This is a genomic window from Coprobacillus cateniformis (genome assembly GCF_009767585.1).
GTDB lineage: Bacteria > Bacillota_I > Bacilli_A > Erysipelotrichales > Coprobacillaceae > Coprobacillus > Coprobacillus cateniformis.
In genome coordinates, this window is record NZ_WSNW01000001.1 from 1,173,321 (window position 1) to 1,186,340 (window position 13,020).

Below are 13,020 nucleotides of genomic sequence, written 5' to 3' on the forward strand. Positions count from 1 at the left end.
TTTTGAATATCCTTAAAATTATATTTTTTCTTTTTCATTGATAAAATCCTCCTAGTTTAATGTGTGGTCATCCTGTTTATGACCCATTGCTAATTTCTTTTGCATGATCTTCTGCTTCAGTTTTCTTTCTGTTCCTGCAAGCGGATGATTGTTAATTGGCATCTGACTTTGAAAAATGCGACTCACATGATGAAAAAATCTTGATGCCATTAGTGCCAGTGGCTGATGATAAAAGTCATTCATATGTTCTAATAGGTATTGAGCATATTCATTTCCCTGCTGTGCAGATTTTTGAAGATACTCAACTGCAAGTTTCTCATCCTGTTCAACATCTTTTCCAAATAAAAAAAGTTTGCCTAGCATATACTGAGCAAACTGATTATTGTTTGATTCTGCAGTTTTTAGATAATTGATAGCTTTATCAATATCTTTTTCTATTTTTTGACCTTCTATAAGTAATTGAGCCATTTTGATAAGTGCAGGTTCAAATTGTTTATCACAAGCCATCTTTAAATAGTGAAGACTTAAATCATGATTTTGAGTTTCTTCATAGATTTGAAAAAGTTTATAAAAGGCATACTCATTATCATCACATAATGAAAGATAATGGATTGCTTTTTCGGTATCCTTTTCTATATGTTCTCCACTGCTATATTCTTTTCCTAAGATATAGCAGGCAAGCTGATTATCTGATTCTTCCAGCCATTTCATGGCTCTAGGAATATTTTCATAGTCATCTTCCTGTAGATAAATTTGTGCAAGCAGTAATTTAGCATTCTCATTTTCAAGACTGACTGCCTTTTCAAGATAAGAGATTGCCTTATCAATGTCTTTTTCACATCCTTTTCCTTTCAATGTCATCATTCCAAGTCTATAGAGAAGATTATCATCTTCCTGTTTTTCAATCATTTCTTGAAATGAATGATAGGCTTTTTTATAATGGCAACTGGCTAAATATTCATCTTTTTCACATCCGATTCCATAATCATAATGTCTTGCAAGTTCATAGTTTCCATAAACATTTCCATTTGTTGCTGACTGTTTAAAATAATCAAATGCATTTTCATTATTTTGATCAACACCTAGTCCTCTTTGATACATAACTCCCAGTGAATACTGAGCATAGGGATTATCACTCTGTTCAAAATATTCATAGGCTTTCTGATAATCAATTTCTGTTCCCATTCCATAAAGGTAATGTTTACCTACTCTATAACTGCAATACGATTTTACAAATTTATTTTCAACTGCTTCATTTAGCAGTTCTTCAAATCCTTTAAAAGATTTTTCATAAAACTGATTTGAGAGTTCTTCTTTTTGATTAACTGCATACAGTTTTCCAAGCAATGCATAGGCAAGAACATTATTTCGTTGACACTCCATTTTCAACAGTTCTTCAGCTTTTTTGATATCCTGCTCCTGATTCCCATTTCCATAAAAGTATTCAACAGCACTTTTATAATCACTTGTCCACTCAAGTATAAATCCATTTGCAGTTGAACCTTTATTGTTTGTATCCTCAACATCTTCTATATCATTGTCATTAAATAATTGACTGTCATCTTCTGTTTCTTGAATTTCCTGAAAATCAAATATCTCATTCGTTTGGAAAGACATCACTTCTTTCAAAATCATATTTTTGATGCTCCTGAACTCTTTTTGTTCAAGCAATGGTAATCTCTCTAACAGTTCATCTTTATATGTTGAATGGATATCCTGCTTATATATTAGCCACTGCTCGTAAAGCTGTTGAAGATATTCATTTTTTTCCATCTCCCTCAAGATATCATTAATGATCTGTTTGGACTCTTTAGGAATATATGCAAAAGCAAGTCTTCCATGATAATTTTCCAGACTTGTCTTTAATTCCATGATTTTACGAAATATATAATCATTATCTATATGACTGACTTCTATTCCCTGTAACATCTTTTTCACAATATCCTGGCTGTATTTTTTAAGTTCATTTCGTATTTCTGTTTGTTCGCTATAGGTCTGTATCAGATCCTGTTTAAAAATCTCTTTCGCAAATATCCCTCTTATTTTTTCAATACCCTGTTTTGTGACAAATCCTTCTTTAACATCAGTTGAATAAACGATCATATGAATATGTGGATGATGTCCTTCATTATGAAAAGCAGCATACCATTTGAGATGATTAACATCAATTTTCATGGCTTCTGCCAGTTCATTTCTTTTGCTTTGACATAAACTCATCCAGTTTTGTACATGATCATATCCTAATCTTGAAGCATCTTCTCTCTTTAAAGAAATAATATGTGTCCATACATTTCCTTCATGTTTTCCTACTTCATCAATAACATCTTTTAAATGAACTTCATAGCCGTGATCACTGAATAGACCATGTTCTCCCAGCTTTTCAACACGTGGTCTATGGGAAATATAATCAACATAATTTTCTTTTGTTGCTATATCATGGATGTTGCTGTCAATAACAGAGGAAATCAACTCACTTGCATTTTCTCTGTTGGGATTTGAAGTATAATCATCATATTCAAACATCTTCTTTGCTTCTGGATAATCTTTCATCAACTGACTGATCAGTTGTTTTTGTTTTGTAGTTGCTGGCTTATCTCCATGATCACTTTTGTATTTTTCCACACCTTCTCTTGTTGCAATATATTGAACATAATATTCCTTATGTGCTTTTCCTTTGATATAGCCAGTCTTGACAATAATTCTTGGTATCTTTAGCACCTCCCAAATAAAAAGAACCACCATGAAGATGATCCTTTACCTACATTATTCTCTTTTCATAACAGCCATTGCAATATCATAGCCTATATAAAATCCCTGTTTAAAAAAACAGTACATTTCTTCATTAGTGACTCCAGACCCTGCACTTATAAATGCATCATCAATATCTTTTGCTTCCTTTTCTCCATATTTTTCTATTAATGCTTCAATGATTTTTTGATGCATTTCATCTAGCATTTCGCTATCTTTTTTGATGAGTTCTCTATTAGGACATACGTGATCCATAGGAATAAGATTTCCCATATAGATTGTTCTTAAAATATCATCCATACTTTAGACCATATAGCTGATTGATATCAGCTTCCTTGATTTCATCATATAATTGAACTCCACATCTGACTCCCTGAACAAAGTAATCGAAGGACTGCATTGAATCACAATTAGATTGTTCGTCTAGTGCCTGCCTAATCAAAACAAGATCATCTTCATGAAAATGTTTTTCTAATTGCTTTTCAATTTCAAGCATCTTTTCATACTGTTCCTCAACCTCTTTTCTTTCATAAAAACTGGGTGAATGGTTCATCCATTGTGAACATAAACATTCCAAAATCTTTTCCATAACATCTTCTCCTCTCTTTAGCACAACACACTACCACACCCATTTTCATTTATCCAGACTTTTCGCAATTAACTTTTCTGATATCTATAGGCATCTTCAAATGTGATCTGTCCTCTTGTCCCATTGACTTCTTTTGCACATTTTTTTCTGAGCTTTTTTAATGTATCTTCATCCACCTCAGCAGTCGCAGCCAAAATATTCATCAGCATGGAAAGTTCAACTGTATTTTTATATAAAACCTTAGCTATTCTATCTTCTGATGTATGAATGATACCATTCATTGCAGATGAAAGTGCAATAGGAAGATATTGATTTTCATCTGCTGATCTTATATATCCATCATAGAACTTGATGGCTTTTTCAATAAATTCACTTCGACTTCTGCAGTCTGCTCTTTCACTCATTTGATCTAATTCATTCATTACATTTTGACTGAGCCATATCGTTGTTCTTTGTTTCTTTTCCATTCATTCCTCCAATAAAAAAGCCAATCCATTATCAGAAATTGACCTCATCATTTTACTTTTTTTATAAAAAATTGTATGTTGACTTTCACTTTAGCATAAACTATAATGTAAGTGAAAAGAGGAACAGCCGATAAGCGGTTATGCCTTGGATTTACAATAGTGAAATAACTACCTCACTAGTTGACCAGACACATGAGGTAGTTATTTTTTTGCTTTATTATCCTTATCAATAATGACAAGAAGCAATTTAACAATCAAACCTATTAAAGTCACAGTAAATGTTAGTATGCCTAACACTATCATACCTGTTTCATAAGATGTCATGTTAATCACCTCCGTTTTTCATATTTCTATTCTTTAGAATAGATATCTATGTTAACGAAGGATTACGTACCTTCGGTCAGACGACCAAGGTATAACCACCTACCGTTATGGCTGTTCCACATGCATTATATCATTTTATATTTTATGATTCTACATATTTCAGCACAATTTACTCAATGAGCTGATAACGACCACCTTGAAACTCCTTTACAAATAAAGAGTTTCTTTTTTAATGACGCTGAACTTAACGCACTTTTAAATATAATGACGTCAAAGTTGAATTTCTGGAAACCTCTAGAAATAGCGGGCATTGCCCGATATTGTTGGTTGCATTCGGTGCCGGCGACGCCGATGCTTTAACCTGCACAAGCACTTTTCATCCAATTTCCACTCTCATATCACAGGCAAAGTAGAAATAAAATCAGTATTTTAACCAATTTCTTTGACACGTTGCCACACGTCCTCATACTTTTCAATAGGGTATTGTTATCCCCATTTCCCATAAAAATCGCACACGTTTTGAATTATGCGCAAACAGTGCTAATCATTGCCATTGCCTGTTACATTATTTTTAGCTGGCTTTGGCTTTTTAAATGAACCATTTTCCTGTTCTTCCATTTCTTCAATGAAATCTCTTACTTCTGGTTTCACATTTTTCTTATATAACTGATATAATGCTTCCATCATTTCAGTTTCTAATGTTGTATTCTTTTTCGCAAGAACAGAACGTAATGCTCTGATTCTTGAATCTGGATATTTTAATTTGATTTCTATATATTTCATTTTATTTTTCTCCTTTTTATCAGTAACTGTAAAATTCAAATCTCATTTTTCTTTGCATTTCTTCTTGAGTATGTTCCTCAATTTCATAAAATTTTTCAGTATATTCTTTGATTTGTTCTTCGTTCAATGAGATGAGTTCTTCTCCACCATCATCTCCTGCAATAAAAAATGTGCCAGCAATGATATCATGACCAACACACCTATTTGCCTTTAAATTAATAAGTTTTCCTTCCTCGTTACAGACAAGAACAGTATGATCATCTAAACCGATTTCTTCGATATCTCCACCTACAATTGTCTGCATAGTTGTTAAATCATTAGTGATTCTTTCAACTCTAGGATGTTTGTCTGGTTCAACAACTATAACTTCAATCATTTCATTCTTGTTATTTTCTTTAACAATACTGAAGTGATCTACCTCTGGAATAATGGCTAAACCTCTTCCATTGTCCCATTTGACATGGATCTGACCAGCATCATCAACATGCTTGACAGTCCCTAATGTTCCTTCTGGCACAGGATGATAAGGATCATCCATGTGATTAAGTTCTATTCTTGTTCCCTGAGGATACTGTTCTTTGATCCTTTGAATTTGTTTCTCATTCATTTTTGCACCTTCTTTCTTTTTGCTTCTACATCATCATTTCAAACAGCGAAATTTGTCTTTCTTCTTCCATATTGATTTCACGTAGATTTTCATAGGCTTTCTCAAATTCCTTCATTTTATAATCTGAATTTTTGGATAATCTTCTCATGCCAACAAGATCATCTTCCTTTATAGCCTCATCCAGATACTGTATTAAACATAGTACACTTCCTATTCCAGTTTCCAGCAATTGATTTTTATCAAGATAATAACTGGCATTTTTGAGTTCTTCCAGATAGAAGTAGCTATTGAACATATCTAATACTTCTTTTGCCTTTTCTCGTATTTTATCTGGTTTTGCCATGTAATCATCATCTATTTTCTTGGGTGTCATTCTGTAATAAACATCTGGATAATCTTCTACTGAAAATACTTCTTCTATGTTTCTTTTGGCGATAATGATATGATTTCTTATCAGATTAAGATTGACTCCATCAGCCCATAAGGGATCATTACATCCATTTTCCAGCACTTCATCATAATGCTGGAATCTTTCTTCTAATATTCCAGTGAGCTTTAATTTTTCTTTTTCCATCTTCAACACCTAAAAGATATGACCTTGAAAAGAAACATTTTGTTCTGATTCTTTGAGTGAATCCACTATATCATTTTCAATCATTTCCTGACCAAAGGCTTCTTTTATAAATCTTTCAACCTTTTTGATTGGTTTTTCCTCTATTGAATCATCAATCATCTCATTCAGCTTTGAAGCAATCTGATTGATAATCTTCTGTCCTTCATAACTGGTTCTTGCAGTTTCAGAAAGTTCAGGAAGAATTTGATGAATGAACTGTCCTTTCGTATCAAACATGATTTCATTGCTTCTTAACTTTATAATAACCAGATCTGCATATTTCCCAGCATTCTGAACAAAGTTATTGATTTCCTTTGAATTCAATCGGCAATAGGTATCATAATTTCCTTTTACAACACCAAGATATGTTCCTCTCATATATTTTTCTAATTGTTTATCTGTCATTATTTATCTTCCTTCCATTATATTTAATCTGTAATATCCACTCCAATAAGACACAGTATTAACTGCAACATTATTGTCATGTGAATTTTCATGTATCCATACCATCTCACCTTTTTCATTTCTTCCTGCATAAATTCCTACATGAGTTGTATTGCCCTGCCTATCCATAAGGAATGCCAGATCACCAGGTAATAATTCTCCTGCTGATATTTTTTTACACATTTTGATCTGACCAGTTGTATTGGTATTCCCTAGATTGTTGTTCATCACTGTCCAGTAGACCCAGTCCACAAAGTGCGAACAGTCCAGTCCTTTTCTGTTTCTTCCTTTATAATCTGGTGTTATAACTGTACCAAAGTGATTGCCTTCATATCCTGCACAGCTTGCAGCCCCACCCCAGTAATATGGAATTTTCCCAACTGCATCGCCAGCCTGTAAAACAATATTCTTTCTTAATTCACTTGTTCCTTCAGGAAGACTTTTTAACAGTTTATCCATTTCTTCTTTAGATAATGTTGTCACTGTTCCACCATTATTTCCTATCAGTCCACCATAGACTCTTTCCATTGCTTCTCTTGTATCATCATTTAGGGTCATTGATAAATTGGATTCCAAATGAGAATAGATCGTCGAGTTCACAGAAGTAGGTACAATTTTTTTAACTTCATTTTCATTGGATTCTATCGTAAAGCTCTTCACCCAAAGCGTTCCCTTATTTTCATCGAAGTTCATCTTCTGTTTGGAAAACATCAATCCTATAAAATATCCTTTAACCTGATAGGCGTTGAGGGTTGCTCCATTTGTAAATGTCTGATTGGTTTCATTCATTTTTGTATCAATCAGTGATAGTCCATGTTGAACATCATTGATGAATTGAGCCTGTTCTCCCTGAAATTCTGTGATGGGATTTCCTTCAAATAAATCAGTGACGATATTCTGATTAAAATTGATCCCATCAGAAAAGATTGCACCTATAAGCACAGTGATTGCAACAAAAAGTGATATAATGGCTATCACAGCACCCTTTCCTATTTTTCCTATGGTACTATCCTTATTTCCAACAAATACTGCTAGAAGTTTCGCTAATTTAACACTCATTATGGTCTGATATCCTTATATCCTAATGGATACTTCTCTTTGATTTCCATTTCTTCAACAATTTCACTGATTTCCTTAACAGCGTTATCAAGATACTTCATATCCAAATGACAGTCTTTATATCCCTGTCTAATGATATTGAGATAATACTGGCTTGGTATTCCGTAATCAAAGCCATCATTCATTACATAGACCATAGCTTCATCTTTGATATTTTGACTATGAATCGTCATATGTTTTTTCGTATAAAGATTTGGAAATCCCTCATAGATATCTAAATATTTTTCATCCCTTTCTGATATTTCAAATATACCAACAGGAACTTTTTCTCCAAGACATGGTTCTACAGTCGCAACTGCATTATGTCTATTGTTGCTTCTAAACAGCAATTGATAATTATTCAGCATCCCTGTTCCTATGAGTTTGGAATCTGGACATCTCATTTTCATCTGTTCAAGATTAAGATTGCTTCCATAAGCTATATAATACTTTTTCATAACGATACCTCCTCTCTACATCTGCTGTTGCATGGACATACCTTCATGTTCCAGTTCTTCAGTATTTTCAATATTTTGAACAGGATTTTCCAGTACAAGTTCTCTTTGTGCTTTCAGTCTTTCTTTCTGTGCAAGTGCTTGTTGAGGATCTTTCCATGCAATACAGCCATCTAAGTTTTTTAAAAGATGATGCCTTGCAGTTTTGAATTCATCCCCAATGAGTCCTAGTCTTAACAGCCATGTTCTGAATGTATACTTCTCATTTGATGAATGTGTTTTTCTTCTGCTCGCTTTTGTTTGAGTCAATGCCTGATGAGAAATAGCAAGACAAAACTGGATATACGATTTGATTTCTCCTGCATGAAGTGTTCCATTGAACAGTCTGAATTCAATCGTTCCCTTCTGAAAGACACTATGAAGATTCAACGCATGATACCTGCTGTTATCATAGTGGGAGTGACTTCTTCTTGTTTCTCCGTTGTACCAGAGAGATTTCAACTGGCTTAAATTCTTAGGCTTGCTTTTATTCAGCTTCTGTATAAATGATTCTTCAACCTTTTGACAGTATCGATGTTCTCTTGCCACTTCAACCTGTAATGCCTTATAGATCAGATCTTCTTTTGAATACATGATATTCGTTATATTTCTAAGTGATCTTGCATCATGTTTTGAGGCATCAATATGGATATGAATTCCACAGCTTGAATTAACTTTTGCATGACCATCCTTACGAAGTTTTCTGACAATTTGTTGTATATCTTCAATATCATCATATTTGCATATGGGTGATACAAGTTCTACTTTGTAATCATCGTCATATGTTCTTCTTATTCCTATATAGGCAGTAATACTGGAATCATAGACAAGTTTCCATTTCCTGCCTTCATTATCCTTAACTGAATAAGCTCTATAAGCTCCTCCATCATATTGACTGTCAGTCTGAAAATGTTTAGCAACTATCTCAGAAGCCTTTTTTCTGGTTAGACCAGTCATCTCTATTTCAATACCAAATTTTTGGCTCTTCAACTTTATCTTCCACCAGCACTTCCAAAGAGTGCAGCCTTATATTCTGGAGCACGAACAGCCAGGTTGTATCTTTCATTCCCGCATTTATATAGACACACACCTCTTTGAGGATATTTGATAAGATCATATTCACTTTCTTCCAGCTGAAGTGCATCAATATAAAATCTTTTATCCGTATTTCCTGCATTGAATAAGAAAGCATGACTTGGTATAGAGAATAATGGTTTTGTTAGTTCTCTAATTCCTTCTATATTGAAGTCTTCAAGATTTTGTGATGCCAGTATAACAGCACTTTCTTTCTTACGAACTCGCTTCATGAAATTACGAATATATTCAACTGCAGTCATATTTGTTAAGAACAGGTAGAGCTCATCAATACTTGCAACTGTGTACCCACTTGTTAACAGTTCATTAGACATGTAAGATAGAATATTAAACAGTAACGCATTTTTTAATGATTTGTTTGCCTGTAATAATCCCTTAACACCAAAAGTAATGATTTTATGCTCTCCAATATTGGTATGACCATTAAAGAATTTACTGTCACTACCCACACATATGGAGTTCAGCAATAATAGAATTTCTCTTAGTGTTTCTCTTGTATAGATATTGTTTCTGTTTTCAGTAAAATGCTTATATTCTTCATCTATATATTCATATAAATCAGATAGAATAGGAAAATCTTCATGTCTTAATAAAGACAAATCTGTCTTTTCTGTAATATCAAAAAACTTATAGAGCTTTGTCAGCATAATCTCCAGAGTGTCAATTTGTTCATCACTGAAATCCTTGTAAGTCTTAAAAAAATCTTTTAAAAAGGAAATATGCTGTGATAAAACCGTTGTCTTTTTAAAGGTTGCAGGGACATCTTCATCATTATCCTCTTCTGAATCATTTGACCAGAGCTTAGGTTCTAGAACATTGATCATATACTTTCCTGACATCATATCAATAAACACACCATGCAAATTGTTGGTCAGCTCCTCATACTCGTGTTCTGGATCTAGATTAATAAGAGAGAACCCCTGTTCACGCAGATTGATAAGAAGAAGTTTCAACAAATAAGATTTTCCCTGTCCTGAATTCCCTAATATAAGGATATTGGCATTTGTCTTATCATCACTTCTCTGATTAAAATCAACGATGATATTGCTTCCAAATTTATCTGCCCCTATATAAAAACCATGTGCATCAGTCTTTCCTGAATAATTGAAAGGAAACAGATTCGCAACACTCGTTGCAGGAAGTACTCTTTCAAACTGTTCCTTAAATGTATCAACACCACTAGGCATGACGGCTAGAAAACCTTCTTTTTGTCTTAAAAGAAGTCTATCAACATTGAGCTTGCTTCTGACAAGTTCTGTCTGCATTTCTGTCTGAAGAAGTTTTAATTCATCATAATCATTGGCTATCAATTCAAAATAAACAGCACAATGAATAAGTGGTTCTTTATTTCTATGCATATCAGCAATAAGTCCTATAACATCCTTTAAATTACTTTGAGCATTGATGGATTCCTGCAAATCCTGAGTATTGCTTTGTTTCATCCTGTTTTTATTCGCAGCATTGGAAATGATTTTCTTCTCTTCTGCAGGTGTAACCTGTCTTGCATAGATATGGAGTGTTATCCCATCCTTTTCACCCATATATCTTAAAAGTGCCTGTTCATCTGTTGAGATCGGATAGTCTCTAATTGCCCAAACACAGCGATATGTATTTCCACATATAAAATATTCTGTAAAAAATCGTATTGTAGAAGGTGCAATTAAATCAAGAAATTCTTGTACTTTAACTTCCTCTTCACTGATGACTTCTTTTTTCTTAAATGGATTCCTCAATATCATTTGGATACCACCTCATTCCTTCATAATCTTCAAACTGATCTGATGTGACATTCTGTTCAAAGTAAACAGCAAGCATATTTTTGATCTGTTCCTTATTGGCTTTTTCTACCTGTAGATTCTGCAGTTTGATGAGTTTTTCAATACGATGGATCAGTGCTACTGTTTCCACCTGATCATTTGGTTTGATACGAACAGCCAAGAGAAATAATCTTGAGGTTGCAGTTTGAGTTTGTATCTGATCTAAATGATATAAATCCTTTTTTAAAAGATTAATAATGACCTCATCAGTCTCTTCTGATATCCTTTTTTTAATGAAGAGCTTGTTATCCTCAAAATTATCCCTGCTGTTCAGACAGATCATCTCCATATCAGCCAGTCCCTTCAAAACATTTGTAAGCGAAAAGATTTTTGCACCAATATTTTCCTGTGACATAACTGATAAGTTTTGTGGCTGAATAACAAAAAAGACGATTTCATCATCGTTGAACAGTTTTAAACTGTCATTAGAAATCGTCTTTGCATTGATAAGTTCTCTTGTAGACTTTAACTTTTTGTTTGACTTATTCTTCTTTTTCTTCACTTTCTACCTCCACATTCTCAAAAATTTGTTTTTTCTTTTATTTGTTATACTTTGATTGACAGTCTTCGGACTCGTATATGACCATATATAAAACTGCTGATGAAAAATAAAAAAGGCACAGGCATATTGAATAAAATCAAATATACTTGTGTCCTGAAGTCTAATGGTCATAAATGCATAACATCCCACTATAGCAATAGGCAGATAAAAATTTGCCTGACTTATAAATATAACTGAAATAATAGCACCAATACCTATGATTCCTATATCTCTTAAATACCATAGCCATAATATCGGTTTTCCTTTTAAATTATCTGGATACATATACACATTATATCACTCCTCTTATAAATTATTAACCAGTAATTAATTTAAAGCATTAAATATATGTTTGAGAAAAAAATAATAGATCAAATTGACCTATTATTTGTAATTTAAACTTAATACTCTATTTTCAATATCACTGATAATCTTTTTAAAGAATTCATCATCTTGCCCAGTAGGATCTTTTAAATTCCAATTATCATCAAAGTTTCTACCTATATATGGACACCCTACCTCACATCCCATTGAAATCATAATATCCACTTCAGGGATATCCGTAATCAATTTACTATATTGATCTTTTTCCATATCTATTTGATAAAGATCTTTCATAATTCTTACTGCATCTTGATTGATTTGATTTTTTAGTACTGTACCACAAGAATAAAATTCATATTTATCATTCATTAACTTTTTACCCAATGCTTCAGCTATTTGGCTACGACACGAATTGTGAACACATACAAAAGCAATTTTTAATCTTTTTTCCATAAATTTCTATAATTTCACTTTCAAAATATGCTTCACTTCATCTACTGTTAATACCTTACCAAAAGAAACAACTTCTCCATTTAAAACTAATGCAGGAGTAGACATAACACCATAAGTAGCGATTTGTGCAAAATCTGTGACATGACCAATTGGCAATTCGATATTCATTTCTTCTAATGCTTGCCTTACATTTTCTTCTAACTTATTACATTTAGCACAACCAGATCCTAAAATCTTAATACCTAATTCTTTCTTTGTTTCTTCAGCCTGTTCCATTGCGTCAACAGAACATTGACAACAACAACTTTTCTTTTCTTCTTTCTTTTTAAATAAACTCATAATCTTCTCTCCTTTATTTTTCAAAATCAAATTTTGATTCAACATTTAATATATATGGATCTTTATCATCTTGTCTGACTTTCATCCATTTTTGATCTAAATAACTATTAATAACTTCTAATATTTCATTTACTGGATACTCTTTTCCATCTTGTTTTAGCCTTAATCCTGCACAGGTACATCCACCTAATGCATGAATTGAATATTCAATTTCTTTTTCTTTTAACAGCTGATTAATCTCTACAACCATATTAAAATTAACAACATTAGCCATCTTTTTCCTC

18 protein-coding genes are annotated in these 13,020 nt (G+C 32.9%); all 18 read right to left on the bottom strand.

Annotated elements, in window-relative coordinates; translation table 11 throughout:
- Window positions 1-51 precede the first annotated feature (51 nt).
- On the bottom strand, window positions 52-2,742 hold the full coding sequence (gene mobP3 / locus GQF29_RS05995; RefSeq protein WP_008789393.1) for a MobP3 family relaxase: 2,691 nt from the start codon (window positions 2,740-2,742) through the stop codon (window positions 52-54).
- 21 nt (window positions 2,743-2,763) lie between these two features.
- Window positions 2,764-3,048: a DUF6809 family protein gene (locus GQF29_RS06000; protein WP_008789392.1), complete on the bottom strand. Its 285-nt coding sequence runs from the start codon at window positions 3,046-3,048 to the stop codon at window positions 2,764-2,766.
- Window positions 3,041-3,337 carry a DUF6809 family protein gene (locus GQF29_RS06005; RefSeq protein WP_008789391.1) on the bottom strand — a complete coding sequence of 99 codons (297 nt, stop codon included), beginning with the start codon at window positions 3,335-3,337 and terminating at the stop codon, window positions 3,041-3,043. Before GQF29_RS06005 ends, GQF29_RS06000 begins: the two co-directional genes overlap by 8 nt.
- Window positions 3,338-3,405: 68 nt before the next feature.
- Complete coding sequence (locus tag GQF29_RS06010) at window positions 3,406-3,804, bottom strand: ribbon-helix-helix protein, CopG family (RefSeq protein WP_008789390.1); 399 nt, start codon at window positions 3,802-3,804, stop codon at window positions 3,406-3,408.
- A gap of 201 nt (window positions 3,805-4,005) precedes the next feature.
- Window positions 4,006-4,128, bottom strand: coding sequence for a hypothetical protein (locus tag GQF29_RS18820; RefSeq protein WP_017144076.1), 123 nt, complete (start codon window positions 4,126-4,128; stop codon window positions 4,006-4,008).
- 540 nt (window positions 4,129-4,668) lie between these two features.
- Window positions 4,669-4,911: a hypothetical protein gene (locus GQF29_RS06015; protein WP_008789389.1), complete on the bottom strand. Its 243-nt coding sequence runs from the start codon at window positions 4,909-4,911 to the stop codon at window positions 4,669-4,671.
- A 19-nt stretch (window positions 4,912-4,930) separates the two neighbouring features.
- Window positions 4,931-5,518 (bottom strand): DUF3846 domain-containing protein, encoded by a 588-nt coding sequence (locus GQF29_RS06020; protein ID WP_008789388.1) that lies wholly within the window; start codon window positions 5,516-5,518, stop codon window positions 4,931-4,933.
- A 25-nt stretch (window positions 5,519-5,543) separates the two neighbouring features.
- Window positions 5,544-6,092 (bottom strand): hypothetical protein, encoded by a 549-nt coding sequence (locus GQF29_RS06025; RefSeq protein ID WP_008789387.1) that lies wholly within the window; start codon window positions 6,090-6,092, stop codon window positions 5,544-5,546.
- A 9-nt stretch (window positions 6,093-6,101) separates the two neighbouring features.
- Window positions 6,102-6,536 (bottom strand): hypothetical protein, encoded by a 435-nt coding sequence (locus tag GQF29_RS06030; RefSeq protein WP_008789386.1) that lies wholly within the window; start codon window positions 6,534-6,536, stop codon window positions 6,102-6,104.
- A gap of 3 nt (window positions 6,537-6,539) precedes the next feature.
- Window positions 6,540-7,634: a C40 family peptidase gene (locus GQF29_RS06035; RefSeq protein ID WP_008789385.1), complete on the bottom strand. Its 1,095-nt coding sequence runs from the start codon at window positions 7,632-7,634 to the stop codon at window positions 6,540-6,542.
- Window positions 7,634-8,131, bottom strand: coding sequence for a gamma-glutamylcyclotransferase family protein (locus GQF29_RS06040; protein WP_008789384.1), 498 nt, complete (start codon window positions 8,129-8,131; stop codon window positions 7,634-7,636). The genes GQF29_RS06035 and GQF29_RS06040 overlap by 1 nt, the downstream gene beginning before the upstream one ends.
- A gap of 15 nt (window positions 8,132-8,146) precedes the next feature.
- The gene (locus tag GQF29_RS06045) at window positions 8,147-9,157 is read right to left on the bottom strand and encodes an amidoligase family protein (RefSeq protein WP_008789383.1); all 1,011 of its coding nucleotides are present in this window, start codon (window positions 9,155-9,157) and stop codon (window positions 8,147-8,149) included.
- Between the two features lie 2 nt (window positions 9,158-9,159).
- The gene (locus GQF29_RS06050) at window positions 9,160-11,001 is read right to left on the bottom strand and encodes a VirB4 family type IV secretion system protein (RefSeq protein ID WP_008789382.1); all 1,842 of its coding nucleotides are present in this window, start codon (window positions 10,999-11,001) and stop codon (window positions 9,160-9,162) included.
- Window positions 10,979-11,581: a hypothetical protein gene (locus tag GQF29_RS06055; protein WP_008789381.1), complete on the bottom strand. Its 603-nt coding sequence runs from the start codon at window positions 11,579-11,581 to the stop codon at window positions 10,979-10,981. Before GQF29_RS06055 ends, GQF29_RS06050 begins: the two co-directional genes overlap by 23 nt.
- Before the next feature lie 3 nt (window positions 11,582-11,584).
- Window positions 11,585-11,905 carry a hypothetical protein gene (locus GQF29_RS06060; protein WP_008789380.1) on the bottom strand — a complete coding sequence of 107 codons (321 nt, stop codon included), beginning with the start codon at window positions 11,903-11,905 and terminating at the stop codon, window positions 11,585-11,587.
- Window positions 11,906-12,004: 99 nt separating this feature from the next.
- The gene (locus GQF29_RS06065) at window positions 12,005-12,397 is read right to left on the bottom strand and encodes an arsenate reductase/protein-tyrosine-phosphatase family protein (RefSeq protein WP_008789379.1); all 393 of its coding nucleotides are present in this window, start codon (window positions 12,395-12,397) and stop codon (window positions 12,005-12,007) included.
- A gap of 6 nt (window positions 12,398-12,403) precedes the next feature.
- Window positions 12,404-12,736 carry a thioredoxin family protein gene (locus GQF29_RS06070; protein ID WP_008789378.1) on the bottom strand — a complete coding sequence of 111 codons (333 nt, stop codon included), beginning with the start codon at window positions 12,734-12,736 and terminating at the stop codon, window positions 12,404-12,406.
- A 13-nt stretch (window positions 12,737-12,749) separates the two neighbouring features.
- A complete protein-coding gene (locus GQF29_RS06075; RefSeq protein WP_008789377.1) occupies window positions 12,750-13,010 on the bottom strand; it encodes an RDAC family protein in 261 nt (86 codons plus the stop codon).
- Window positions 13,011-13,020 lie beyond the last annotated feature (10 nt).

Excerpts from the sequence above, each read along its gene's own strand:
- mobP3 (WP_008789393.1), bottom strand. The coding sequence starts at position 2,742 with ATGGTGGTTCTTTTTATTTGGGAGGTGCTAAAGATACCAAGAATTATT.
- GQF29_RS06000 (WP_008789392.1), bottom strand. The coding sequence starts at position 3,048 with ATGGATGATATTTTAAGAACAATCTATATGGGAAATCTTATTCCTATG.
- GQF29_RS06005 (WP_008789391.1), bottom strand. The coding sequence starts at position 3,337 with ATGGAAAAGATTTTGGAATGTTTATGTTCACAATGGATGAACCATTCA.
- GQF29_RS06010 (WP_008789390.1), bottom strand. The coding sequence starts at position 3,804 with ATGGAAAAGAAACAAAGAACAACGATATGGCTCAGTCAAAATGTAATG.
- GQF29_RS18820 (WP_017144076.1), bottom strand. The coding sequence starts at position 4,128 with ATGACATCTTATGAAACAGGTATGATAGTGTTAGGCATACTAACATTT.
- GQF29_RS06015 (WP_008789389.1), bottom strand. The coding sequence starts at position 4,911 with ATGAAATATATAGAAATCAAATTAAAATATCCAGATTCAAGAATCAGA.
- GQF29_RS06020 (WP_008789388.1), bottom strand. The coding sequence starts at position 5,518 with ATGAATGAGAAACAAATTCAAAGGATCAAAGAACAGTATCCTCAGGGA.
- GQF29_RS06025 (WP_008789387.1), bottom strand. The coding sequence starts at position 6,092 with ATGGAAAAAGAAAAATTAAAGCTCACTGGAATATTAGAAGAAAGATTC.
- GQF29_RS06030 (WP_008789386.1), bottom strand. The coding sequence starts at position 6,536 with ATGACAGATAAACAATTAGAAAAATATATGAGAGGAACATATCTTGGT.
- GQF29_RS06035 (WP_008789385.1), bottom strand. The coding sequence starts at position 7,634 with ATGAGTGTTAAATTAGCGAAACTTCTAGCAGTATTTGTTGGAAATAAG.
- GQF29_RS06040 (WP_008789384.1), bottom strand. The coding sequence starts at position 8,131 with ATGAAAAAGTATTATATAGCTTATGGAAGCAATCTTAATCTTGAACAG.
- GQF29_RS06050 (WP_008789382.1), bottom strand. The coding sequence starts at position 11,001 with ATGATATTGAGGAATCCATTTAAGAAAAAAGAAGTCATCAGTGAAGAG.
- GQF29_RS06060 (WP_008789380.1), bottom strand. The coding sequence starts at position 11,905 with ATGTATCCAGATAATTTAAAAGGAAAACCGATATTATGGCTATGGTAT.
- GQF29_RS06065 (WP_008789379.1), bottom strand. The coding sequence starts at position 12,397 with ATGGAAAAAAGATTAAAAATTGCTTTTGTATGTGTTCACAATTCGTGT.
- GQF29_RS06070 (WP_008789378.1), bottom strand. The coding sequence starts at position 12,736 with ATGAGTTTATTTAAAAAGAAAGAAGAAAAGAAAAGTTGTTGTTGTCAA.
- GQF29_RS06075 (WP_008789377.1), bottom strand. The coding sequence starts at position 13,010 with ATGGCTAATGTTGTTAATTTTAATATGGTTGTAGAGATTAATCAGCTG.